Source organism: Paenibacillus radicis (ex Xue et al. 2023) (assembly GCF_024722015.1).
Classification (GTDB): domain Bacteria; phylum Bacillota; class Bacilli; order Paenibacillales; family NBRC-103111; genus Paenibacillus_S.
In genome coordinates this window covers 191,752-217,597 of record NZ_JANQBD010000008.1, presented here as the reverse complement: position 1 = coordinate 217,597, position 25,846 = coordinate 191,752, and the positions used below count along the sequence as shown (strand labels likewise).

The following is a 25,846-nucleotide window of genomic DNA, read 5'->3' as shown; positions in this document are numbered from 1 at the left end:
ACCATGCATGATTCTCGAGCAAAAGTTTTTCCTCAATGTTGAGACCAGCAACATCTGAATGAAAGCGCTTATAATTAAGTTTACATACAAAAAAACGTTTGCTATAATCATATTATCTTAATCATTAAAGTATATAGTGAAGTACGGGAAGCACATCCTTGAAATGCTTGAATTCAATGTTGCTGACTGAGAAGAAGTTGGAGAGACGGATTACGGAAGTGCAGCAATACGGAGTTGGACTGGATGGTTGCACTCGTTGATGTGATTGGTGTCATTGATCAAGTCGATAACGGGGGCGTGAATGACTTAATATTGGAAAGTTTGTAATATTAGTCGGTTCAAGGGAAGCTGATTGTCGTCAATAGCCGCAACAGAATTAGCTTATTTCACGGATTGATTGTAAAAACCAATGAAGTCTAGGTCATGCGAAGTATAAATAAGAATTTCTCTCTCCTACAAGAAAGTCAACACGAATAGTTACAGCAGGGTTCAATTGTCGGATCAAGTGGGCAAACCCTGCTGTATTTGTTTAGGTGATAAAGGCGCAATGTGGATTGAAATTCAATTGTGTACATTTGTTCCGACAGAAGCTGTTGCGCCACCCATCGATATCACTGAAGCCGGAGATTTGTTCAATGCAGCTGTTGGCCGTCCGATTTTGCCGCTTGGCGGAAAAAATCAGAAGCGATAGGTACTTTGATGAATTGCATTTTGTGGTGAGAAACTTTGTTCCTTATTTTTTCAAGGGGGAATTGAAATGAAAGCTGTTGTCAACTATCAATCCGGACCGGGAATGGTTAAAGTATGTGACGTCCCGGCACCTCTCGAACTGAAGCCGAAAGACATATTGATTCAAGTGAAAGCTGCAGGTGTCTGCGGTAGCGATCTGCATATGTATCACGATATACAGGGCTTTCCAGTTAAAAGGCCGGTTACGCTCGGTCACGAATATTCCGGTATTGTATCAGCCGTAGGCTCCGAGGTCACCCAATTTAAACAGGGAGACCGCGTCGTTAGTGAAACTCCTGCCTATATATGTGAAACATGCATTTATTGCCGTACCGGTCAATACAATCTTTGTCCGGATCGTCGGGGGTTTGGCGTACTCGAAGACGGTGCAATGGCTGAATATGTAAAAACAAGAGAAGCCATCGTTCATCATGTGCCTGACAATGTTTCTTTTGAGAAAGCGGCTATGACAGAACCTACCTGCGTTGCTTATAACGCGGTGGCCCATCATTCCCACATTCGCCCCGGCGACTATGTTGTCGTATTCGGGCCGGGACCGATAGGTTTAATGTGTGTCCAAATCGCTAAACTGTTTTCGCCCGGGAGACTGACCGTCGTTGGAACCAGCAAGGATAAAAATCGTCTGGAAATCGCGAAGCAATTCGGAGCGGATACGGTTATTGTCGGCGATGAACAGGATGTGGTCAAAGAAATTCTCTCATTCGGAGACGGATTCGGTCCTGATCTGGTGCTTGATGCTGTGGGCATATCCACAACGCTAAAGCAAAGTATTGAAGTCGTTCGGCCAGCCGGACAAATAACAAAGATTGGATGGGGCCCGGCTCCGATTGGATTTTCCCTGGATTCATTAATTCAAAAAGCGGCTCGTCTTCAGGGCTCCTTCAGCCATAATTATCCGATGTGGGAAAAAGTGCTGTTGATGATGGGCACTGGAGAGATTGATCCGCTGCCTATGACGAAGTCGTATGGTATCGATCAATGGAAAGCAGCCTTTGATGAAATGGATTCCCTAGTACATGCCAAGTCCATCATTTTACCCCATTCATAAAACTTAGGAGTGAAGCAAATGGAGCCTATTGTACAAATTTCACTGGATCTAACCAACATTAAGGATGCACTTGAAATGGCCAAAATCGCCGTGGAAGCCGGTATCGATTGGATTGAAGCCGGCACCCCGCTGCTCCTTGGCGAAGGACTTCACGCCGTAGAGGCACTGAGGAAAGCGTTCCCAAATCACCCAATCGTTGCAGACTTAAAAACGATGGACGGAGGCTATTTGGAAGCGGAGATGATGGCAAAAGCAGGTGCAACCCACGTCGTGGTAATGGGAGTTGCCCATCCAGCTACAATCCGAGCGGTGGTGAAAGCAGCCAGAGATTATAACATCCAAGTAATGGGGGACATCATGGCTAGCCCGGATAAAGTGGCTTGTGCCAAAATGCTTGAAGCGAACGGTGTTGATTATATCATCGTTCATACCGGCTTCGACGAAAGAGGAGAAGACCCAGAACGAAATCCGTTTGATCATCTTCATGAGGTGGTAAATGCCGTCTCCATTCCTGTTCAGGCTGTAGGCGGTCTTTCCGTTGCACAAGCGGCTGAAATGCCTAAACACGGTGCCCCATTGGTAGTTGTCGGTGCTCCTCTTGTCATCGATAAGAAAGAGTTCCGCCCAAGTACAGACAAATCCGAATTAAAAGCCATATTACAGGACCTTGTAGCCAAAGTGAAGACCGCCTAAGAAAAGAGGGGTTGGAAATGAACGCGGGAGATCGAGCGAAAATAGCTGTATTTCCAAAAGGATATATCGAAGAATTATCCAACGGATCCATGTCATTGGAAGAGTGGATTGAAATGGCCGGCACACTCGGTGCAGACGGCTTGGAATTATATCCGCTATTTCTGAAGCGACAAGATGAGGACTATTTGCAATCCGTAAAGGAAGCGGCGGCAAAACAAGGTTTGGACATTCCGATGATGTGTGCCTCACCAGATTTTACCCATCACGATGCCTCATTTCGGACGCAAGAAATCGTCAAAATGAAGCAAATGATCGATGTAATAGCTATTCTCGGTCCGAAGCAATTCCGAAGCTGCCGGGTACTGTCAGGGCAAAAACGGCCTGAAGTGTCTAGAGAAGATGGGATTCGTTGGACAGTTGGGTGCATCGAACAACTGATTCCATATGCTGAAGAGAAACAGGTTTTCTTGGTGATGGAGAACCATTACAAGGACGGATTTTGGATTTATCCCGAGTTTGCCCAACAATCCGATATATATTTGGCGATCATACGGCAAATATCTTCTCCATGGTTCGGCGTCAACTATGACCCTTCCAACGCGATTTTCGCCGGAGAAGATCCATTAAAGCTATTGAATGAAGTTAAACACAGGATGATTACGATGCATGCGAGCGATCGCTACCTGAAGGCAGGGTATACCCTGGAAGATTTGAAGGAGTATTCCTTGCAGGGCTATTCCGAAGCATTGGCTCATGGGGTGATCGGGAAGGGCATGAACGATTACGATGCCATATTCACAGAGTTGCAAAGCGTTCGTTTTCGAGGCTGGATTTCGATTGAAGACGGAGTAAACGGTCTAGAGGATTTGCGCAAATCTGTTATTTTCTTGAGGGAAAAAGTTGCCGAATATTTGATGTAATAACAGTAATCGAGATTGAAAAGGAGAGCAACCATGAAGGCATTTATGATACATGAGCCCCATAAATATTCCATTGTGGAAACACCTGTCCCCGAACCGGGGGATGGAGAGGTGCTTGTTCGTTCCATGTATGCCGGCATATGCGGGACGGATGTGGAGTTGGCTAAAGGGATGGTTCGCGCTGATGCAGTTAACTACCCGTGCATACCTGGACATGAATGGAGTGGAATCATTGAGAAAGTCGGATCTGGTATCACCGGCCTCAAGCGCGGGGACAGAGTCGTTTCTGAAGGCGTGCAGCATTGTGGATATTGCAGGTATTGCAGGCAGGGGCAAAGCAACCTTTGCGAGAATATGAAGGAATTGGGCTTCACCATTCCGGGCGGGTTATCGGAGTTTGTGGTTGCAAATTCCAGGATGGTTCATTGTCTGCCGGATGATTTTCCTTTGGATATGGCCGCTTTAATTGAGCCGACAGCAGTAGTCACCCGAGGGGTGTGGCGCGCAAAACCAAAACCGGGTGAGACGATTGCGGTGATCGGTCCCGGTACCGTCGGTCTCTTGGCAGTTATGATTTCTAAGTTGTTTTCACCGCGTAAAATAATTCTGATCGGGGTTACCGACGAAACCTTAAAGCTTGGCCAAAGTCTGGGTGCTACAGATATCGTAAATTTAACACATGAGGAAGCAGCAGACAGGGTGTCCCAGTTGGAAGATGGATTGGGAGCCGATATCGTGTATGAATGTGCGGGAAAAAGTAGTGCTGTGGGTATGGCCTTCTCCATTGTTCGCAGGGGCGGGAAAGTCGTTCTACTTGGTGCAGCCGGCAAGGATGCGAAAATGGAGCTTTTCAGTGACTTATTTCATGTAAAGGATCTCGAAATCCACGGGATTCTATCTTACACCAAAGAGACCTGGCAGGATGCTGTTAATCTCGTTAGCAATCGCCTGATCCCCGTAGATAAATTGATTCAGCATCGATTTTCGCTTGGAGAGGTTGACAAAGCACTTGATGTTTTGGATTCCGGGAAAGGCATCGGGAAAACGCTGATCGAGCTTACCTAATAATTGAATGATAAATTTGAATCGAGGAGACAGAACCGTGACAAAAACAATTCGTGTTGGAATTATAGGCAGCGGAAGCGTCGCTAGAGCGCATGCGGCCAATTACAAAGCACTTCCAGGAGTAGAGATAGTCGGGGTGGCGGATATTGTTCCCGGCAAAGCGAAGGAATTTATCGAGGTTAGACAGTTGAACGGTGCTTCAGCGTTCGAAAATCATCTCGATCTACTGAACGAAGATATTGATGCTGTCAGCGTATGTACGCCGCATGTCGCGCATCATCGTACAACAGTCGATGCACTTCTCGCAGGTAAACACGTGCTTGTTGAAAAACCGATGTGCTCATCTTTGGAGCAAGCGGTGGAAATGGTTGAGGCCGGCAAAAAGTCCGGGAAAATATTAACGGTTGGCTTCCAACCACGTTATGACCCTAACCATAAGGCAATGAAAGAGATCGTAGAATCGGGGCAGCTCGGTAAAGTGTATTATGTTCAGACTGGTGCCGGTCGCAGACGCGGTTTGCCTGGCGGAACGTTTATAAGCAAAGAAATATCGGGTGCTGGAGCAATATTCGACATTGGCTGTTATTCCCTTGATATGGCACTGAACACGATTGGTTATCCGAAACCGATCACTGTTTCGGCCTATACGTCTAATTACTTCGGAACTAATCCGAAATATCACAATCAATCGGAAAAATTCGAAGTCGATGATTTCGGCGTTGCAATGATCCGTCTTGAAGGAGACATCCTTCTCAACTTCAAAATATCTTGGGCGATGCATGCCGATTCCTTTGGGCCGACTTTGTTCCTTGGTACGGAAGGCGGTTTGAAAGCGAATCCATCGGGGCAGACATGGGATAGTCCGGTTGCAAGCATGACTTTGTTCCACGACCTGCTAGGACACCAAACAGACACTTCGATTCCGGTTAAACAGCATAAAATTGATGTATTCCATGAAAAAATTCGCGATTTTGTAGAGGCAATTCGTGAAAACCGTTCTGCTCCGATCCCGGGTGAACAAATTATGATCAACCAAGCGATTCTTGACGGTATTCTCCGTTCTTCTAAACAGGGCCGGGAAGTTGAAGTTCATATCCCCAATTTTTAATGGCTATTCGATTCGAGTATTTCACATCAAGACGGGATCGCCACGGGCTGAAACCGCTATTCAAATATGACAGATAGGAATGGGTGACCATATGAAATGGAAAATCGGTATGCGTATTCCTAGGATGATTGGGGAGCAAGGTTTTGATAATACCGCGAAATGGGCTGCAGGTGTAGGGCTCGATGTACTGGATATCGGGGGGACCGAATTGGCTGCAAAGAAGGAAATATGCGATCGATACGGTCTGGAGATCGGTTCCGTAGACGCGAGCCTTGTCGGCCATTTGCTGAGCGCGGACGAGAGTAAGCGAGAAAACGCTCTCGAGTCCATCAAGAGACAAATGGATGACATGGCATCTATCGGGGCAAGCGTCATGTTTATGTGCCTCGTTCCAGAAGACCGTAAAATGCCGCGTCACGAAACATTTGCCATTTGGAAGGAAACCTTTCCTGAGGTCATCCGGTATGCAGAACAGAAGGGTGTGTACATTGCCATCGAAGGATGGCCGGGCCCGAGTCCGGAACTTCCTACGATTGGTTGTACTCCGGAGATGTGGCGCGCCATGTTCGAAGCGATCCCTTCCAAGCATTTCGGACTGAACTACGACCCTTCTCATCTCGTTTGGCTTCGCATCGACTATTTGCGGGCTTTGTCGGAATTCGGGGAGCGGGTAAATCACTGCCATGGCAAGGATACGGAAATTTTGTACGAGGAGTTATACAATTCCGGTGTTATATCGCCAACCTTAGGCTCTAAATATCACTATAGCGGCGGCTCCTGGAGGTATACCATTCCGGGCCACGGAACGGTGGAGTGGGATAAAGTAGCGGTTCGACTCGATCGTCTCGGCTACAAAGGAGCGATTTGCATCGAACTTGAGGATCATCGGTTTCATGGTACCATCGAGAACGAACAGCAAGGCATTGTGAAGGCCTACGAACATTTGACGAAATACTTTAAGTGATTTTTATAAAAAGACTCCTAGGTTTTGACATGGTGAGTGTTTTCACATGAAATTATCTTATTGATTAAGTAGAAAGAGTGAAACGAGGCGCGCCTGTGTACAAAATGGAGCAAACCTACGATTTGGAACGATTAATCCAACAAAACCTGCATATTCACACTACGTATTCGCCTTGTGCCAAACCTGAAATGCATGCTCGCGATATCGTGAACATGGCAGTGAAGGACGACATTCGGGTTATCGCGTTCACCGACCATTATAACAGTGTAGATTTTCCGATACTGGATACGAATCGCAAGTTAAAGAAACAAGTGGAGGAATGCGGTACGGATCTAAAAGTTTTGTACGCTGCCGAGTTATCTGCATACGGTGTCGGCAAATTTCTCGATACGCCTGACATTAATGAAGCTTTGGATTACCGCCTTTATGCCTACAATCATTATCACCTCCATTACTGGGAGCACCCCGAAGACAAGTCACCGCGAGGGTATGTGCAGCATGCATTACAAGTACTGGATTCGTTATTTGCTACGAGTCGGGCTGATTGCATCGCCCATCCTTTTATCGGCCGATTTATTCATTGTTTCGAAGACAAGACACTCGTTACGAAGGAAATCACTGATAACGAACTGGGGGATATACTGGAAAAGGGGAAACGAAGCCAGGTTGCCTGGGAATTGAACGTGCCGGCTTTGTTCGCCGATCCGGAATTTTCAAAGCGGTACTGGCGTATAGGCAAAGAGGTTGGCGTTGTGTTCCATTTGGGTACTGACGCCCATTCGATGGCCGCCGTCTCGACGTCCCAGCACTTGGAGCGATTGAAACAGTTATTGGAGTAGACCGAATCAAGCCTCCAGATACGTTGCTCCAGGGGTGGATCATACTGCGTTGAGTGGCTTACTCTAAATAAATTAACTTAATGAATAAGATTACAATGTGGCGACTGAGTAAGAACTATAGGCTGTAACGCGTATATCGGACCGTTTGAAATGAATACGTCCCGAAATGAATTGGATCGTAGCCCGCCAAAGGAGAATCTTTTCTATGTTTATCTGACTTCAGTCAGCTTAACGGGCGGGCGGAGATGCACTTTGCAAGTTAAATTTCGAATATTGAGGGAGTGTTAGTATGTCGAACGTTCATAAATTGAAACATAACCATCCATTCTCCGGTGTATATTCATTGCTTCTTACCCCTTTTCTGCAAGACGGAAGTATAGATTGGAACTGCTACGATAAATATGTTGATTGGCAGCTCTCTATGCAGCCAAACGGCCTATTTGCCGTTTGCGGCAGCAGCGAGATGGGGATGCTGACCTTGGATGAACGGTTGTCCCTTGCGGAAATTGCTGTAAAGCGAGCAGGCAAGATGCCGGTTGTCGCTACTGCCAACGTCAGCCCCGACACCGGCAGCCACGCTGAAGAACTGCTCCGTATGGAGAATGCTGGTGTGTCAGGTGTGGTTTTTATTCCTCCAAAAGGAATGGGTGAAAATCAGGAACGGCTTGGTGCATATTTTGCGGATCTGGCCGACCGATCTTCGGTTCCCGTCGTTTTATACGAGTGTCCGTCAAATAAGCCGCATCTTATCGATCCGCATGTATACAGCAGCCTTGTTGTTAATCATGGAGTTGTAGGGATAAAAGACACGACTTGTACGATCGAAGGTATAGAGGCGAAAATAAAAGGTGCTCCAGATAGTATCGTCTACCAAGCAAATACGCAGCACATGTTGGATGCAATTCATCTCGGTGCAGGAGGCATTATGGCCATTACGGCAACAGCTGCGGCTGACGTCGTGATACAGCTATGGCGCGAAGCGTCATGCCAATCTGACGAGGCTGTCAAGACACATGAGAAGCTTGTAGCTTTAGATAGCGCGCTTGGCTTGGGCTATACAGCAACCGCGAAATATCTTGCAGCCTTACGTGGAATACCCATGAGTAATGTAACAAGGACAAACAAGAGCCTGAGTGAAGAAGCAGCAGCAGCGATACGCGCATGGCACAGTTCAACCATGAACCTATGAAGAAATGGCAAGATGTCATTCGCAGAAAAGTAGGAAAGGTTCGTGAAGGAGTATGACCATAAGGATGTATATAGTCAGGCATGCACAGCCTGCTAATCAAGAGCTGGGCTATACAGGCGGGCCTAATTACCCGCTGGGCAAGCTTGGAATGGAGCAGGCGGCGTGTGTAGGAGAACAATTCGCCAATTGGCTGCCACTGGATGTTATGTATTCCAGCTCCCTACAAAGAGCACTTCAGACCGCAGAAGCAATCCATAAAAGGAGGAGCGTACCTTGGTATGTGTATCCGGCGTTGTCTGAAACCGATCGCAGAGGCTGGCCACTGATGCGTGAATTGGTAGGTGCAGGGAGCTATCAGGTCCATGCTGAAGAAGCGGCTGCCAACAAAGCCGCCCAAAGCGAGCATTACCCGTTATTATCTAAAGTAGGAGAGCTTTTCCCCGGTGTACAAACAGGACGGGATTTCGATTGGCCGGATATTTGGCAGCCTGCGCTAGAAGCGGAAACGAGAGAGAAAACCTATGATCGTGCGAGACGTGTGATGACGACAATCAGGAAAATTCATGAAGGCACAGATGTCACGATTGCTATTGTCTGTCATGCGGCGTTTGGCTCCGTTATGCTAAACGACCTGCTGGGATGCGATCCGTGCGACCATAACCGGTTCAGCTTCTCACATGCAGCCATTGCCAGGGTTGATATCGAGGATGACGATACGGTAAGCCTCCGACTGTTAAATTATGTTGGGCATCTTCGGCCGGAAATGGTCACTGAAGGTCTGGAATTGTAGATGTAAGACGGTTTCAGGAGCCATTGGGAGTAAGTCAAAACAATCGTCAAGCTATAACAAATATATTACTGGAGGAATCAAAATGAGTAAGTATTTCAATTTATTTGGTAAAGTGGCTACGGTTGGATTAACCGTTGCTATGATGACATCATGTTCAAGCTCAGGAGGTACTACAGCTTCACCTGCACCTTCTGGATCATCTTCAACGCCTGCAGGGCCTGCGCCAACAATCAATATAGGTTTCAAAGGGGTGTTTACAGAGGGAGACAGAACCAAAAACCCGGTATTAGACGAATGGATGAAAAAAACCAACACGGTCATTAAAGTTCAAGAGATGCCGGATGACGGTTATGTTCAAAAAATCACTTTGCAATTCAACAGCGGAACCGCGCCTGATGTCGTTCATTCCAGCACTGATACGACAACGATCGGGATGATTAACAATTTTGGTGCCAACGGTTTGTTAAAGAAAATGTCTGATCTATTACCTAAAATGCCTAATGTTCAAAAGTTTTATGACAAAGAGATGCAAAGCAAATTTGTAAATGCTGACGGCAGTTTATATATATTACCTACACCAAGAGATGTTGGTTATGGAGCAGTATTTATTAGACAAGACTGGTTGGATAACTTAGGTTTGAAAACTCCAAAAACATTTGATGAATATAAGGAAGTTTTAAAACAGTTTGCAACAAAAGATCCTGACAAAAATGGCAAAGACGGTGATACTTACGGCGCTGTATTTGATAAATCAGGCAGTTTGGAACCGGCATTAGCACCTTTCGGTGTTCCTACCGCAGATTGGATGAAAACGGCTGACAACAAATTAGTTTGGTCGCAGATCACTCCCGAATATAAGAAAGCTATCGGGTTTGCAAGAGAACTGGTTACAGCCAAAATAGTTGACCCTGAATTTGTGACCTATCAACCCAACAATGGTAAATCTCAACTTATAAGAAACAGCAAAGTTGGGGTGTATCAAGGGGTTTCCTCTGGTGCTGCTGCTGACTTAGCTATTATCCAGGAAAAGGCACCTAATGCTAAAGTCGTTGTTTTAGAGGTTCCACCTGCGCCTGGAATTGCAAAAAGTGTATCAGCTTATGGAAACATTATTAAAAAAAATAAAGATGGTTTGCCTGTTGGCTTCTCTAGCATCTGGGCTGTGAATTCAAAAGTAAATGCCGAAGTTTTAGATGGTATTACAAGAATTTTTGACTTTACAACTAAAGACCAATTAATGACAGTTGGTGTTGAAGGTAAAGATTACACAAAATCAGGTAATGAATATAAATTATCTAAAGACTTAAAAGGTTTAAGACAAGATGGTGCTTGGGACGTATACACCATCGGCAATATGGAGGGGCAAAGAGAGTTCTGGAAAGACCTGTGGCCAGCAGAAACTGCTGCTAACATGGCTAATACAGGATTATCCACTCAGCCAAGGGTCATCTATTTCTCAACTCCTACAACGGATGCACAATTAACACAAATTACAGCAAAGGCAACTGAATTATTTACACAAATTATTTCAGGTAAAGTGGAATTAGAAGCAGGTTGGGCTGAATGGGAAAAACAATTTAAGTTGTTAAAAGGCGATGTCATGACTCAGGAAATAAACGAAAGATATGCTAAAAATGCTAAATAAAGCAAGCGTATTATTTTAAATATTACAAGTGCAAGGATAAGGAATTTCTTTTCCTTGCACTTATTGACAAGATATTAAACTCCGTTTAGTAAAGAGGAGATGCCGAAATGTTTGTTCAAAATATCAAGAAACACTTTTCATTATATATGCTTTTATTGCCTGGGCTTGCATTTTATATCATTTTTAAATACGTGCCTATTGTTGGTTATTTGATGGCTTTCCAAGATTTCAAAATAGGTAAAGGTCTATTCGGGAGTCCGTGGATTGGCTTAGATAACTTTCGCTTTATGTTTCAAGACAATAATTTTGTAAACGCTTTAAATAACACGCTCATAATTAGTGTATATAAACTTATTTTCGGAACTGTCGGACCCATTATTTTAGCATTGTTATTAAATGAAGTAATAAGTACTAAATTTAAAAAAGTAATCCAAACCATATCTTATTTGCCTCATTTTATTTCATGGGTCATCATTGCCGGTATATTGACAGGGATCCTATCTTCTAAAGGTATAATAAATTATGTTTTAGTTGAAATGCTTCATCAAGATAAAATTATATTTTTGGCAGACCCCAATTATTTTAGAAGCATTATGGTCATTACTGAAGTATGGAAAAACCTGGGCTGGGGTACCATTATTTATTTGGCTGCCATATCCGGAATAGATACAGAAATGTATGAAGCGGCAATTGTTGATGGGTGTTCCAGATTTAAACAAGCCCTGTATATAACATTACCTTGTATGATCCCAACGATTATTATACTGTTGATTTTGCATTTAGGAGGTATTCTTAACGCAGGGTTTGAGCAAATTTACTTGTTCTATACTCCACCTGTATATCCTGTTGCGGATATTCTGGATACACTCGCTTTACGTATTGGTATCCAAAATAACTTTAACTATGGAGTTGCAACCGCTATAACCATATTTAAATCAGTTGTAGGTTTACTCTTGATTATTGCAGTAAATAAAATAGTCAAATACGTGGATAAAGATCATGGCATATGGTAGGAGGATAAGATGACAAGACGTACAACAGGTGAGAAAATATTCGGTTACGTTAATGGGTTGCTACTAATCATTTTCAGTATAACAATTTTATATCCATTTATTAATATTATTGCCATATCTTTTAGTTCTACGGCTGCTGCTAACACAGGATCAATAACTATATTTCCTATAGGCTTTAATATAGCAGCATATAAATATCTGGCTAATTACAGTCAACTTTTGACTGGTTTTAATGTAACTATGTTTGTGACGGTTGTAGGTACAGCTTTAAATTTGATTTTTACAGTAGTTACGGCGTATCCGTTATCAAGAAAAGATTTACCTTACAGAAAACCTGTTAAATTTTTCTTATTACTTACTATGCTTTTTCCACCAGGTATTGTGCAGCTCTATATTCTTTATATAAATTTAAACTTAATCGATTCGATATGGGTTTTAATTATACCGGGACTTATTAATACATTTAACGTCATTGTTATGATTAGCTTCTTCGAAACTATTCCACAAGAAATTATTGATGCTTCCAGAATTGATGGGTTATCAGAGATACAAATGATTTTCAGAATTATATTTCCGCTATCAATGGCAGCTATAAGCACAATTGGCTTGTTCTATGCTGTAGATCACTGGAATGCTTGGTTTAATGGATCTATTTTTATAAACACCAAAGACAAATGGCCTTTACAGCTAGTGTTGAAAAATATTTTAAGTACTACGATAGCCGCCGACTCTAATGTTGATACGGGTACAATTCCTCCAGCCTATCAAATTCAAATGGCCATGGTGTTTATTACAACATTACCTATTTTGCTTGTATATCCATTTATCCAAAAATACTTTGTAAAAGGCGTTATGATTGGTGGTATAAAAGGCTAATCTCCATAGTCTATTTCTTAGTGTCTAATTCAGGAGGTACTTATGATAGAAGTGAGAAATCTAACGAAACATTACGGAAAACATGTAGCGGTAGATCATGTAAGTTTTACAATAGCCGATGGAGAAATTGTAGGCTTTCTTGGACCCAATGGAGCAGGCAAATCTACTACAATGAATATAATGACCGGATACATGGCTTCAACAGAAGGAGAGGTTATCATATCGGGACATAATATTTTGGATGAGCCGGAAAAAGCAAAATCCAAAATAGGATATTTGCCTGAACAACCACCGCTCTATTCTGACATGAAAGTAGATGAATATTTAAATTTTGTAGCTGATATAAAAAAAGTCAAGTCAAGTCAAAAAAAGGCAATGATCGAAGAAATAAAAGAAATGGTACGGATTACGGATGTGTCTAATAGGTTAATAAAAAATTTATCTAAAGGATATAAGCAACGAGTTGGTTTAGCACAAGCTATGATAGGTAATCCCGAAATCATTATTTTAGATGAGCCTACAGTAGGTTTAGACCCTAAACAAATTATTGAAATGCGTGACGTTATTAAAACATTAGGTAATAAACATACCGTCATATTAAGCTCACACATACTTTCAGAAGTTAGTGCAGTTTGTGACAGAGTTATAATTATTAATAAAGGCAAAATTGTTACTAGCGAGACTCCTGACAAATTGTCAAACAACTTGATACAAGGGTCTAAATTGTTGTCTCGTATTAAAGGGACAGAAGCAGAAATTAAAAATGCGGTTACTAGTTTTCCATTAATAAAGCATGTAACAATAGTGGGAAGCAAAGAATGCGATACGATAGATGTTCTTTTTGAGGGAGACGGTCACACGGATATAAGAGAATCTATTTTTAATGCTATGTCAAAAAGTAATTTACCGATATTAACACAACAACCTCTTAATCTTTCCTTGGAAGAAATTTTCTTAGAAGCAACAGGGGAAAGGAACAATTATGACAAGCATAATTAAGAAAGAATTAAGAACCTATTTCACTACTATGTCAGGATATATTTTCTTGTCATTTTTATTATTACTTTCAGCGGTATATTTTGTAATTGGAAATATAAGTGCACAATCAGCAGATTTTTCGGGAGTACTAACAAGTATTGCTGTTTATTATTTGTTTTTAATTCCCATATTGACCATGAGGTTATTTTCGGAAGAGGCTAAATTAAAAACAGACCAATTATTATACACATCGCCTGTTTCAATAACGGATATAACTGTAGGCAAATTTATAGCTGCTTCAATTGTATTATGTATAGGTACGGTATTTACATTCATCTTTCCTATAATATTATTACTATTTTCAGATATTAACCTGATGCTCATCGTTGTTAGTTATTTGGGATTTATATTGTTTGGTTTAAGCTTAGTTAGTGTTGGAATGTTTGTATCGTCTTTAACAGAAAACCAAATCATAGCTGCAGTTATAACTTTTGCTACGGCATTTTCGTTCTTTATAATGGACGGTTTAGCAAGAGCGCTGCCAGCTGATAAAATGAGCTCCCTATTTTTTATTACAGCAATAGTAGGTTTATTTGGCATCATCGTGTACGACAGTACGAAAAATAAAGCAGTGGCCGTTTTTATTAGCCTTTTATTCATAGTAGTAGAAGCGGTTTTATATTTCATAAAGCCAACCTTTTTTGAGGGTACAATTGCTTATGCTCTACAATGGTTTTCTGTGTTTAACAGATTTACAAATTTTCAACGCGGCGTTTTAAATATATCTGACATTATTTATAACCTTACATTTATTATTGCGTTCACCTATCTAACCATAAATGGAATTGAAAAGAGAAGATGGAGGTAATAATGAGTAATTTAATTCATGCCCTGAATAGTAAAAAATTTAGATATGGAGCATTTTCAACATTAACAGCAATTGTTGTTATAGCGGTGTTGATCGTTGTAAACTTAATTTTTTCCAGTTTAAATTTAAGCTATGATGTTAGTAAAAACAAATCGTATTCCATATCAAAATATTCAATAGATATTATTAAAAAAGTACAAGATCCAATAAATATTTATGTTTTGGCTAAGACTGGGAGTGAAAATCCTGATTTTAAAGCTATTATCCTCGATTATACAAAATATAACCGTAATATTAAGGTTGAAGTAAAAGATCCCAATTTATATCCGCAGCTTGTGGACAAATTTAAATCGGACCCTTCGCAATCGGTTTCAAGTAACAGTGTTGTGGTGGAAAATGAAAAAACAAAAAAGTTCAAATTAATAGATGCCGGGCAAATGATTACAATAGGATTTGACCAGCAATCATATAAAGAATATGTGCAGTCAATCGATGTTGAGCCTCAAATTACTAATGCTATTGAAAATGTTACAGGTGATAAAACACATAACATTTATAGTATAACGGGTAATGGAGAGCTATCTTTGCCAGAAAAACTCATTCATGCTATTAAACTTGCCAATTATGAGATGAAAGATATAAATGTATTAACAGAAGAGGTTCCAAAAGAGACAAACTTAATATTTGCAACAACACCTGCTAAAGACTGGACACCAGAGATGGCAAATAAAGTGAAAAACTATTTGCAAAATGGCGGACATGCGGTTTTTGCACTTAATTTTACTACTTCTGGTTTTCCTAATTTAATGTCAGTGTTGGGTGCTTATGGAGTGTCTGTAGATAATAAAGTAATAATAGAAGCAAATACAAATAATTCTTTACCAAATCAACCTACGGTATTGCTACCTAACCTGGAAGCAAATGAAATTACAAAAAATTTAGCAGACAAACAATACAAAGTATTGTTGCCGGTAGCAACTGGCATAAAACAAAATAATATTAAAAGAAATTCATTAAGAGTTAATCCGTTATTAACCAGTTCAGCCAAGTCATATGCTAAAAATAGTTCAGCCCAAAGTGTTGAAAAAGTGAATGGCGATATTTCTGGGCCCTTTAATTTGGCAGTAATGATTACGGATTATACGAATACGAAAACTTATTTCGAAACAAAATTAGTCGTTATTGGTACAGATACGTTAATTTCACCTGAATCAAATTCGGTATCCGGAGGAACAAATTATAATTTTATAGTAAATTCAATAAACTGGACTCAAGGCAAAGAAAGCGGAAGCTACATCCCTCCTAAAGCTCCTAATGCTGCTACTCAGTTACAATTAAGTGGCGGACAAGCGGTTATCATAACATTAGTGACCGTAATTATAATTCCTTTGACAATATTAGTTATTGGTATTGTGGTTTGGGCTAGAAGGAGAAATAGCTAAATGAAAAAAAAAATCATATTTTTAAACGCGGTAGTAGTAGTTTTGATAATCCTGCTGATTATTCAATTTGCAATTCAAAATAACAAAATCGAAGGCACTCACGCAGCGGAAACAACCGTATCAACACCTGCATTTTCGATTAGTAGTAGTGAAAGCGAAGTAAAAAAAATCAAAATCGTTAACACAGCTGGTAGGTTTGAATTGGTACCTACTAAGGGAATTTCGGGTAGCGAGAGTATAGATTGGGTTTTGGAAACCAAGCCTGACTTTCCGGTTGACCCGAATTTGTTAAACAATATTGCTGGAAGTGCTACATTAACCAAATTCAATTTGCTTGACGAACATGCAACAAATTTAGAACAATTCGGGTTAAACCCTGCAAATGCTGAAGTGATTGTTACTCTTAATAATGGTAGAGAACATACAATAAGAATTGGTAATCCAACTCCGGATCAGGCGAATTTTTATGTTGCTATTAACAATGAAAAAGCAATTTATTTAATGAATAGCGGCATTGCAAAAAGATTATTGGTAAGTTCAAACGAGTTGTTTGACAACAAAATTCCTGAAATTAATTTGAAAAACTTAAAATCGATTGAGATCCTTAAATCAGGAAAACTTTTTTTAGATCTTAAAGCAAAACAAAATAAAGAGTCTGTACCTGCATCTTTACCTGGAGCACATCTTTTGCCAAGTAACAATTTAGTTATGAAGTATCCTGTACCTGACAGAGATGTTTATATGGAGGATTTTGCTAAAAGTACTTTTGGATTGCCTAAGGGCACTTTCAATTTAACTAATAATACGATAAAAGTATTATCCATAGTTGATGAGAAGCCGTTAGACATGGGACATTACGGACTTTCGGTGCCTGCATTAGAGCTTAAAATTCAAGATGATAAAAAAGATTACCATCTAATGTTAGGTAATGCTAGTGGTGATATCATTTATGCTAAATTTGCTGACAAGAACTATATATTTTCGATAAACAGAGAAAGTATCCATTCAATACTTACATTTGAGCCCATTCAGTTTATAGATCGCTTTTTAGCTTTAATCAATATTGTTGATTGTGATCAAATCTCAATAGAAGCTTCATCTTCGAAATTCAACGTAAAAATTAATCATAAAGAATTACCCTTAGCAAGTGGACAATTAACTCAAAGAGAAGAACAAAGCGGAACATTGAACGGTAAAATGGTCGAGGTTGATCAATTAAGAAAGTTTTATGAAATGATAATAGGACTAAGTTTTGATGCGGTAATAGAACCTGTAGAAAAGCCCGGAAATCCATTAACTACGATAAAATATACAACTAAAAAAGGAGAAAAGACAGTAACTTTCTATACATATAATGATAACTTCTATTTAGTAAAAGTAGGTGATGGACCTGCTCAATATTTAATAAATGAACAAGCAGTTGATGAAGCAATAATGGCCTGCAATGATATTATGTCAGATAGATTTATCAAATAATTAGGAGATGACGCTCGTGAAGGCACTGATTATTTCTGATATCCACGCCAATATTTATGCATTAGAAAACATATGGAAACAAGAAAAAGATAGTGATGTCATTTATTGTGCTGGAGATTTGGTAGATTACGGACCTTTTCCCAAAGAAGTACTACAGTGGATTAGGGAGCATAAGGCTTTGTGCGTGAAAGGTAACCATGACGAGCGTGTAGCTGCCTTATATCGCAACAAAGATCAATTGTGGAATGTTTCACTTGAGGAGCGAACTTGGGCGCATGACAATGCTCAAAAGCTTAGTGAGATGGATATTGAATTTTTGGAAAACCTGCCTTATTCTATGGCATTCACTATGGATTCTATTGGCTATAGCATGCAGCATATGTATAACAATTACGAGACCATTCCTAGTCTCCATCATTATTACAGCTTCTGGGAACAGCAGACCAAGGAACCGATTACGAGCATGAAACATAAACGAATGATATTTGGTCACACACATCGGAGAGCTATTCATTATCTCAGCAACCATGAACTGTGGATGAATCCCGGAAGTATCTCGTATCGCAGACCTGACGATCCATGTAAAGAAGCACATTATATGACGATTACAGATGGACGTATCGATATGAAGAGCTTACAGTACGATCGCGCACCCCTGCTGCAGGCAACCTTGTCCACAACACTTAAGAAAAGAGGAGAACTAGATGTAGCTCTTGTCTTTTTCGGGGAAAACTAGAGGGTAGACAGGTTCTGGAATCTGATCGGGTGACTTGGAAATGGTTAGTCGTCATTGGTCCGATTTGTTCTACTGATCCTCAAGCATTTCAATAGATGCGAACAAACGTTTGATCAACTTTTAATGTGAACACTAGATGTATCCACTTCATGTGAAGAAAACTAAATAACAGAATTTGGAACGGGGAGACCTTTAGTCATAGGGCCTCCTTAGTTTTGGAATATTTTAACATATTTATTGGAGTTGCAGTAGTCAGTAACAGTGAAAATGTTGAATTTGAATGGCGATGTATTAAAAATTTGCTAGTCAAGTCATAATTATGCTATCGGATACTATAGTTTTCTTGCTTTGACTACAAAAGTTACAGGAAGCATCTTTGCTTTTTTTGCAAAATCACTGTTTTCATCCCGCGATTGCATAATTTCATCATCAGATTGCTCAATCATTTGCTCAATTACAAATCCTGCTTTTGCCAACGCATTCACATATGTTGATAGTTTACGATCCGACAATGTTAGCGCGCCTTCATCAAGAGATACCGAATACCAAGATTCATCGAAATAACATTTTTTAAAAGCAAGCATATTATTTTCTGCAACAACACATTTGTGTATAGGATGAGACCAACTGAAAATAAATACACCGTCTTTTTTAAGATAAGAAGCGATTCGGCAAAAAGTACCCTCAAGGTCGGTGGTCCAGCCTATGGCATAAATAGAATAAACAAAGTCAAAATAATCCACGGGTATGCCACATTCTTCTTCCATGGGAGAACAGATTATTTTTGCTGAAAGACCGCATGCCTTCAAATGTTGCGTTGCCTTTTCGATTTGTTTTTCTGATATATCCACAGCCCATAGTTCAGATGCTTTGCGTTCCCCCTGATATTGCAAGGATTGACCATTTCCACAGCCTATTTCCAGCATCTTTTTCCCTGATACATCGCCAAAAAGCTGGCATTTTTCTTCTGAGACAAATGCTCCATAAAAAGGAAGCACGATTGCACCTAAAAAGTCGTTTCCTTTTGTATCCCAATAGAAGCTGTTTGTTTTATAAACAGAATTCTTGTCCATGCCGACGCCCTCCCCAAATATAAATAATATGAGCCTAAACGTATATCCCGACTTGCGCGTTATCTCAATAACACATATCGAACACGAACACTCTGCGCTATTACTCCCCAAATAATATACCGTTTTTCTATAAACAAATCCACCTAAAATCTTCCATCCAGCATCCATTTGATCTCGTAGACATGACCGACCCGGCCTGTGGCATGGTACCGGCCTGCGAGGCGTCCAGCGCCACATGCTGGTAATATGCCATATCGTATTTTTTATCCGATATTAGTCTTTGCTAAGCATTTGTGGCAGAGCGGTGATAGATTGGGAGTTTCAGCCATCCCGCGGCCATAAATAACACGATCATTACCCGTTATTTTACGGCTACAGAGCGGAAGAAAATGTTCGGGTTGTTACATCGGCATTTTCTTTTGGCGTTCTTTTTTTATTATTCATAATTAATGACAATTGCTGTCACTATTATTGGCTAAGCTAAAGTCAGGAACAAATAAAATAAACCTCGAAGGAGAGATCTACATGACAGTGCAGTTGATTCCCTTTTTAATGTTTAACGGTAACGCCAGTGAAGCAATTTCGTTTTATGAAACGGCTCTGGAAGCCACGGTGCTTTTTAAGCAAACGGTTGACGAAGGCCCCCTGAGTCCTGAAGTTCAATTAACAGAAGAAGAGAAGGCACAAATTTCCCATTCCATTCTAAAAATTGGGGAAACTAATGTGTATGCCTCCGATATAATTCCGGGTCAAAAGTTGCAATTTGGCAATCAAGTTACAATATGCATTACCACCAATGATGCTGGAAAGGCTCGCCAATATTATGAAGCTCTGCTGCCAGGCGGGGAGGTGCTGCAGCAGTTAGGAGAAGTTCATTTTAGTCCAGCTTATGGTATGCTAACGGACCAATTTGGTATCACATTTCAAATATTTACTACAAGACATTAAAAAAGCCATGATTTCCAGGGGGAATGGCTCCCTCAAAGGGTTGTTGAGAGTCTGTAGCTGTTCGTTACATGGAAACAGGCATTTTTGTACAAGATACTCGATGCGACCGGTGGAGCGCATTTGTAAACTTGCCGTTACAGACAGCGCGGAGAAGCGTATTGTAGGTTAAAGAATGACGCTCGCTCAACTAACGGAGACTTTAGTAACATGGCAAACAGGCTGCCGGCATCATCGGTAGCCTGTTCAATTTGGGCGGAAATCCTATGCGAATGCGCATATTTTGCAGGAAAGCACGAAAAATGCCCAAGATTGGACAACGGTGTCTAGTATATGTGAGATAAACTTTTAAAACCGTGGGATGGGCAGGATTCTTCTAGGGTTATATTGAAATATTAAAATGAATATTTAGAAGTAGTATGCTAGGAAGGTGAAGAAATGGAGCTATCCAAAGAAATACTAGATTCATTTATTCTTAGTGGGGATATTGTGTCATTGAGTGGTGGTCAAAATACATCAGTAAGAATTAGTAACGCTGTATTAAAGACTGTGGATGACATACATCATTCTGAATGGTTACTGAATATTCTTTACAATTTAAACCCTAAAGGTTATAGGGTATCTAAGCCTATAAGAGTAAATACGGTACTTTTGTAAGCGGAGGATGGGCTTGCACTCAGTATGAGATAGGTAAGGATACAAAAGGGCGAATAGAAGAAAAACTTCAGGTATCGAGGTTATTTCATCGCGATTTATCTTCCATTAATTTTAGGGACTTCCCTCATACGGATAATCCTTGGTCAAAGGGTCATCGTATAGCATGGCAAATAGATGAATTGCCCGGGGAATTGCCAAGAGAGACACAAGAAATAATTAATAATTTACTTAATTGTGTAAGCCTAAAAGAGCAAATATAAGGTACAGATTGTTCATAGCGATTTGTCGGGAAACATTCTTTTTGACCAAGTTTTGAGTCCTTTAGTAATTGATTTTTCTCCAACAATTGCCCCAGTAGAATATGCAGAAGCCATTTTAGTTTGTGATTGTATAGCATGGCAAGGAAGCAAAGTATCTGAGATAGACCTGCTTCCAGATAATGAACTATATAAAGAAATGATTATACGAGCTATTATTTTCCGTTTAGCGGTTTCCGGTATATTTTCAAAAGGCGATTATAATAAATTTTTCCAAGAGTATCAGGCATTCAAACCCATAATAGAATATATAAAGTAGCATTCATGTATTCAGCTAACGGAGAATGATAATGGAGGGGCTTGCTTCGCGGCAGTGAACTTTCCTGTAGGACCTAAAAAATGGTCTTTGTCAAAAAAGGAGCACCTCGATATGATGGGTTTGTCCAAGGGTTTGAACCCCAACACCATCAAGGAGGTGCACTTATTATGAAGTTTTAAGCAATCAGATGAACAAAATTAACGGATAGAACGTAAGAAATGTGCAGATGGAGTAGCTGTTACATACGGAGAATGGGAAAAATTGAACACCCGAGAGTATTAAAATGCCTAGCTTATAAAACTTTGATGTATGAAGCTTATGAAGCACGATGGCAGGTAGCCTACGTACTTGGAGAAATTGATGATACAGGCTTAATAAGAATATAGTTTGGCATGTTGAGGGTTCTTCGTAAGTTATGATAAGATAATAAGATATCAAGAGAGAAATTGAGGTGAGAAGCTTGGATAGACTTTATGATATTTTACACTTTAACTCGGAATTTGTAGAGAAGAAGGAATTTGAAAAATATAAAACATCTAGATTTAAAGATAGAAAGATGGTTGTTGTAACTTGTATGGACTCAAGGCTTACCGACCTTCTTCCCCGAGCATTAAATATAAAGGATGGGAATTCTAAAATAATCAAAGATGCTGGAGCGATTGTTTTGCATCCATTTGGCAGCGTTATGCGCAGCATTATTGTCGCTGTATATGAATTAAATGCCGATGAAGTGTTTGTGGTCGGACATCATGATTGCGGGATGAGCTGTATTGACCCTGGCGAAACCATTAATAAAATGAAGGAGAAAGGCATATCTTCCGAAACTATCGACACCCTCGAAAGTGCCGGAATTAATTTGCAACAGTGGCTACACGGTTTCGATAGTGTTGAAGATTCCGTCAATGGAAGCGTGCAAACGGTCAAGAACCATCCCCTCCTGCCAAAAGACATTCCAGTTCATGGCCTTGTAATCGATCCTGAAACAGGAAAGTTGGATTTAATAGTTGACGGTTATAAACATAAGGAATCGTAGGGAAACCCGAATTGATTGAAGCCTTCCTGGATCACGAAGCGCTATTCAGAGGAATACTTATCTATCGAGAAACTATAGCTCAATGAAGACACGAAGGCAGCCGATAGACGATTGGCTGCCGTTTCCTTTGAAGTGACGGGCAGTTTAGTTAAATATTAAATTCGGTGAACCGTATCACAAATATCGGCAACTTTTTAATGAACAGCGAACGAGTGGGGCGTGTAAGCGAGCCTTTTGGAAATATATGGTGGGTACATCAGCAGCTAGAAGAACTAGATTACGGAGAAATGTCCAAACGTGCTGGGCAAAAAGAATAGATCGAGGCAATAAAGTATGTTCAAGGATCCTAAAAATTGCTTTAAAGGAACACGATATTGAAATTGAGCAGACTGCCGGGGTCCGGGGTGGTCTGCTTCGTCGTTGAAGTAACTGGCACGATAACGTAGGGAAGTGGAATAAAATAAAGGAAAACCTGACTCAGACTGAAACAGATCTTGCAAGACATCAGGGGACTTTCTTGCTGTTAACAAAATCAGGCAAGATCAGACAGTTAAAACAGTAGGGCGCACGTCCCCTTGTGAAACTTCTATTCTCTACTTTACTATATCAAATAAGCATAAATCCTAGTAGGAGAGTTGTGATTCAGCAGTTGCCTTTGCAGTTATTGTAGATGGCTTCTGCTTCCCGCAAACATTCCAGAGCGGGTCTCCCCCTGAGCCTGCAGGCTACGATGTATTGGGAGTATGTCAAGCGGCATAGCGGGATCCTAATAAAGCAAGGCAGTCTTAGCGTAACCGATTTTTTCTTTTCGAATGCGATCAACTCTTTTCTCAGCTTGCCAAAGGCCCGAGCCAAATCTTCGCTAAGTTCGTTAACCTTGTCGCCATCGTAGACTTTGAATTGCTGCTGGATAATTTTCGATTTGCCCTCATATGATTTCGGCATAACGCTGCTCGAAGTGATAAGCAAAGGTTTTCCATTCAAGGAAATCTGCATTACTCCGTTCAAATTTCCGTTAGGAATACGCTGAGTTTCCACGAAACTGACCTCCAGGACGCCATCTTTAGTCTTGACTTCGGCATCCGCGGAGAGTATAGCCGTCTCCTCCACTTTTTTGAAAATAACCGCCATCCTAGTTCCCCTCCCTTATTCATCCATACTTTCATATAATGCAGGACAAGGCGGGAAGAAAACTGGTAAATGATCTATTTTTAAGAGAAAAGGCTTACAACCAGGAGCTATCAATTCCAATCAAGAGGATTCCACAAGTCGTTTAACCAGGTAATAGAAATATGCTGGAATACATTGATGGAAGAAACTATAGTAAAGGGTCATTCCGCTAACTGGTAACGTTAGTTCAACCATATAAATAGGCTACTGGCGTGATCGGCAGCCTATGGGAGTAATTATTAGTTAAGGGGCTAGCTTCGCAGTAAGCTCTCTTTTTGTTTCAAGTAACGGCTAGATTAACGCAACAAGGACAATAACAATCTAATCCATTATTATAGTAAAATAGATGCATACCGTTAAAGTCTGGAGTGGTGCCTAATGTTTGAAATTATAACAGGAACTATGAACCCGGGGACCAAAGTGCATCAAGTATTTCATTAACTGCAGTAGTTTTATTCTGAAGTTTGCGCTTTCTCATAAAACTATTAGGAGGATGTTTTGTGAAAGTTGGATACGGAAACTATGGGATGCCTAAGACACCATACCCGACGGTCGTTCAGCAGGTGAAAGAAATTGGATTCGATGGATTAGAAATTTGTGTGAAGCCCGAGTGGCCTACATCACCTCAAAGATTGACGAAAATGGATCGCACGCAGTTCAGTAGCATGTTAAACGATATTGATCTGGACATCATCGCGTTTATGGGTACACCAGGCAAGCTGACGGAAACAGACCCTGCACAGCACTCCGCCAATCTGGATGGACTGCGGCGGGTTCTGGAGTTAAGCGCGGATATGGGAGTGGAGCGAGCGGTTGTAATCAAAACGGACGATGGAAAAATCGGCGATTGGGATCAGTTACGTAGTCGCACAGCGGAGAATTTATTCGAATGGGTTCAAATATGTTATGAGGCAGGGGCGGTACTTGCACTTGAGCCTCACGTAGGTCAAATGTTGTATAACCCTAATCGATCATTATGGATGTTAAAGGAGGTCAATCATCCCGCTCTTAGGTTGAACTTTGACTTCAGTCACTTTGAGGCTATTGGTGAGTCCTTACAAGAGTCGATTGATAAATTGATCCAATATACGGATGCCACACACCTCAAAGATGTAGTGGGACGTTACCCGAACTCGCGCTTTGCACTCCCAGGTGAGACCGCGTTTGATTATGCTGATTTTGCCCTGCGAATGTATAGAGCAGGCTATAACGGCTATCTTACCTCGGAAGTGTCTATGTTAGTTTCTAAGTCTCCAAACTATGATGCTCTTATAAGTGCTGAGTTCTGTTACAAAACGATTAGTATAGCATTGACCAATGCTGGTATTCCGCGTGGATAGAAACTTGAGACCTTAATGACGCCCAAAGAATCGTCTTGCCCGTATTTTGTTGAGTAGTCACCTAAGACGAGGGATCAAAATCTTAATTTTCAGTCACGGTAAACTACCATTTAGCTTAATGGCCATGTGGATAATACATTACAAATCCAACCTTACTATCACCGCGATTATGCGCATATGTTTGTGTCGGGCCTCGCGACACATGGGAGAGAAACGGTCAGGAAGTCGATTTGTTAAGGCCGTTGAGAATTTAAGAAAACAAAGCAGAATGTGATTTTCAAGTTAAAGTGATGTATTGAAGGGAAGACATTCGTGTTAGAAGCTATGCAATCGAAGATATTGAAAATTGCTACATTATCTTGAAAGTAAAACTTACTGGAGACATGAAACTCTTTAAGAAAAAGCAAGGTAAACAGAAAACATTAGTGTTAAATAAATAATAGCGGCGACAGTCTAGGACTTTATTTCTCGTCCCAGACTGTCGTTGTGTTTTGTCTAAAACTGTATGTTAGGTCAACACTCGACACTAAATTTTTGTAAACAATTCTAATAAATATCTTCGTATTTGGTTGTTCAAACAAAATATCGCCATCTATATTGCTCGTTGAAATAACGCAGTAGTAAGATTTTATTAGTACGTAATGATAATTGA

25 protein-coding genes are annotated in these 25,846 nt (G+C 40.7%); 23 read left to right on the top strand and 2 right to left on the bottom strand.

The genetic code is table 11. From position 1 onward, the window contains the following. Window positions 1-493: 493 nt before the first annotated feature. The 18 genes from NV381_RS13145 (at window position 494) to NV381_RS13060 (ending at window position 18,400) form a co-directional block, all read left to right on the top strand. Entirely contained in the window at window positions 494-691 is a 198-nt protein-coding gene (locus tag NV381_RS13145; RefSeq protein WP_258213741.1) for a hypothetical protein, read from the top strand. Window positions 692-757: 66 nt separating this feature from the next. Further along, entirely contained in the window at window positions 758-1,798 is a 1,041-nt protein-coding gene (locus tag NV381_RS13140) for a zinc-binding dehydrogenase (protein ID WP_258213740.1), read from the top strand. Window positions 1,799-1,816: 18 nt separating this feature from the next. After that, on the top strand, window positions 1,817-2,491 hold the full coding sequence (locus NV381_RS13135) for an orotidine 5'-phosphate decarboxylase / HUMPS family protein (protein ID WP_258213739.1): 675 nt from the start codon (window positions 1,817-1,819) through the stop codon (window positions 2,489-2,491). A gap of 17 nt (window positions 2,492-2,508) precedes the next feature. Next, window positions 2,509-3,411 carry a sugar phosphate isomerase/epimerase family protein gene (locus NV381_RS13130; protein ID WP_258213738.1) on the top strand — a complete coding sequence of 301 codons (903 nt, stop codon included), beginning with the start codon at window positions 2,509-2,511 and terminating at the stop codon, window positions 3,409-3,411. A gap of 33 nt (window positions 3,412-3,444) precedes the next feature. Further along, the gene (locus NV381_RS13125; protein ID WP_258213737.1) at window positions 3,445-4,476 is read left to right on the top strand and encodes a zinc-dependent alcohol dehydrogenase; all 1,032 of its coding nucleotides are present in this window, start codon (window positions 3,445-3,447) and stop codon (window positions 4,474-4,476) included. 37 nt (window positions 4,477-4,513) lie between these two features. Then, the gene (locus NV381_RS13120; protein WP_258213736.1) at window positions 4,514-5,584 is read left to right on the top strand and encodes a Gfo/Idh/MocA family protein; all 1,071 of its coding nucleotides are present in this window, start codon (window positions 4,514-4,516) and stop codon (window positions 5,582-5,584) included. A 91-nt stretch (window positions 5,585-5,675) separates the two neighbouring features. Next, complete coding sequence (locus NV381_RS13115; RefSeq protein WP_258213735.1) at window positions 5,676-6,548, top strand: sugar phosphate isomerase/epimerase family protein; 873 nt, start codon at window positions 5,676-5,678, stop codon at window positions 6,546-6,548. 104 nt (window positions 6,549-6,652) lie between these two features. Continuing rightward, on the top strand, window positions 6,653-7,387 hold the full coding sequence (locus tag NV381_RS13110) for a PHP domain-containing protein (protein ID WP_258213822.1): 735 nt from the start codon (window positions 6,653-6,655) through the stop codon (window positions 7,385-7,387). 289 nt (window positions 7,388-7,676) lie between these two features. Then, window positions 7,677-8,576, top strand: coding sequence for a dihydrodipicolinate synthase family protein (locus tag NV381_RS13105; RefSeq protein ID WP_258213734.1), 900 nt, complete (start codon window positions 7,677-7,679; stop codon window positions 8,574-8,576). 64 nt (window positions 8,577-8,640) lie between these two features. Continuing rightward, window positions 8,641-9,366 carry a histidine phosphatase family protein gene (locus NV381_RS13100; protein WP_258213733.1) on the top strand — a complete coding sequence of 242 codons (726 nt, stop codon included), beginning with the start codon at window positions 8,641-8,643 and terminating at the stop codon, window positions 9,364-9,366. An 82-nt stretch (window positions 9,367-9,448) separates the two neighbouring features. Continuing rightward, window positions 9,449-11,011: an extracellular solute-binding protein gene (locus tag NV381_RS13095; protein WP_258213732.1), complete on the top strand. Its 1,563-nt coding sequence runs from the start codon at window positions 9,449-9,451 to the stop codon at window positions 11,009-11,011. Between the two features lie 107 nt (window positions 11,012-11,118). Continuing rightward, on the top strand, window positions 11,119-12,024 hold the full coding sequence (locus tag NV381_RS13090; protein ID WP_258213731.1) for an ABC transporter permease: 906 nt from the start codon (window positions 11,119-11,121) through the stop codon (window positions 12,022-12,024). 9 nt (window positions 12,025-12,033) lie between these two features. Next, the gene (locus tag NV381_RS13085) at window positions 12,034-12,900 is read left to right on the top strand and encodes a carbohydrate ABC transporter permease (protein ID WP_258213730.1); all 867 of its coding nucleotides are present in this window, start codon (window positions 12,034-12,036) and stop codon (window positions 12,898-12,900) included. A 42-nt stretch (window positions 12,901-12,942) separates the two neighbouring features. After that, a complete protein-coding gene (locus NV381_RS13080) occupies window positions 12,943-13,899 on the top strand; it encodes an ABC transporter ATP-binding protein (RefSeq protein ID WP_258213729.1) in 957 nt (318 codons plus the stop codon). Continuing rightward, window positions 13,883-14,746 (top strand): ABC transporter permease, encoded by an 864-nt coding sequence (locus tag NV381_RS13075; RefSeq protein WP_258213728.1) that lies wholly within the window; start codon window positions 13,883-13,885, stop codon window positions 14,744-14,746. Before NV381_RS13080 ends, NV381_RS13075 begins: the two co-directional genes overlap by 17 nt. Before the next feature lie 2 nt (window positions 14,747-14,748). Beyond that, window positions 14,749-16,188, top strand: coding sequence for a GldG family protein (locus NV381_RS13070; protein ID WP_258213727.1), 1,440 nt, complete (start codon window positions 14,749-14,751; stop codon window positions 16,186-16,188). Beyond that, window positions 16,189-17,664 carry a DUF4340 domain-containing protein gene (locus tag NV381_RS13065; protein ID WP_258213726.1) on the top strand — a complete coding sequence of 492 codons (1,476 nt, stop codon included), beginning with the start codon at window positions 16,189-16,191 and terminating at the stop codon, window positions 17,662-17,664. It abuts the gene before it with no gap. A gap of 16 nt (window positions 17,665-17,680) precedes the next feature. Next, on the top strand, window positions 17,681-18,400 hold the full coding sequence (locus NV381_RS13060; protein WP_258213725.1) for a metallophosphoesterase family protein: 720 nt from the start codon (window positions 17,681-17,683) through the stop codon (window positions 18,398-18,400). Between the two features lie 332 nt (window positions 18,401-18,732). Here NV381_RS13060 and NV381_RS13055 read toward each other — a convergent pair whose 3' ends face one another. Then, window positions 18,733-19,473, bottom strand: a complete 741-nt coding sequence (locus NV381_RS13055; protein WP_258213724.1) for a class I SAM-dependent methyltransferase — start codon at window positions 19,471-19,473, stop codon at window positions 18,733-18,735. A gap of 525 nt (window positions 19,474-19,998) precedes the next feature. Here NV381_RS13055 and NV381_RS13050 point away from each other — a divergent pair. The 4 genes from NV381_RS13050 to NV381_RS13035 all read left to right on the top strand — a co-directional run bounded on the left by NV381_RS13050 (window position 19,999) and on the right by NV381_RS13035 (window position 22,684). Continuing rightward, window positions 19,999-20,421 (top strand): VOC family protein, encoded by a 423-nt coding sequence (locus NV381_RS13050; RefSeq protein ID WP_258213723.1) that lies wholly within the window; start codon window positions 19,999-20,001, stop codon window positions 20,419-20,421. A gap of 435 nt (window positions 20,422-20,856) precedes the next feature. Then, a complete protein-coding gene (locus NV381_RS13045) occupies window positions 20,857-21,075 on the top strand; it encodes a hypothetical protein (RefSeq protein WP_258213722.1) in 219 nt (72 codons plus the stop codon). A 282-nt stretch (window positions 21,076-21,357) separates the two neighbouring features. Further along, window positions 21,358-21,651, top strand: a complete 294-nt coding sequence (locus NV381_RS13040) for a hypothetical protein (RefSeq protein WP_258213721.1) — start codon at window positions 21,358-21,360, stop codon at window positions 21,649-21,651. Window positions 21,652-22,111: 460 nt separating this feature from the next. Continuing rightward, the gene (locus tag NV381_RS13035; RefSeq protein WP_258213821.1) at window positions 22,112-22,684 is read left to right on the top strand and encodes a beta-class carbonic anhydrase; all 573 of its coding nucleotides are present in this window, start codon (window positions 22,112-22,114) and stop codon (window positions 22,682-22,684) included. Window positions 22,685-23,326: 642 nt separating this feature from the next. Here NV381_RS13035 and NV381_RS13030 read toward each other — a convergent pair. After that, complete coding sequence (locus NV381_RS13030; protein ID WP_258213720.1) at window positions 23,327-23,815, bottom strand: hypothetical protein; 489 nt, start codon at window positions 23,813-23,815, stop codon at window positions 23,327-23,329. 539 nt (window positions 23,816-24,354) lie between these two features. On the opposite strand from NV381_RS13030, the gene NV381_RS13025 reads away from it, so the two are divergent. Next, entirely contained in the window at window positions 24,355-25,194 is an 840-nt protein-coding gene (locus NV381_RS13025) for a sugar phosphate isomerase/epimerase family protein (protein WP_258213719.1), read from the top strand. Window positions 25,195-25,846 lie beyond the last annotated feature (652 nt).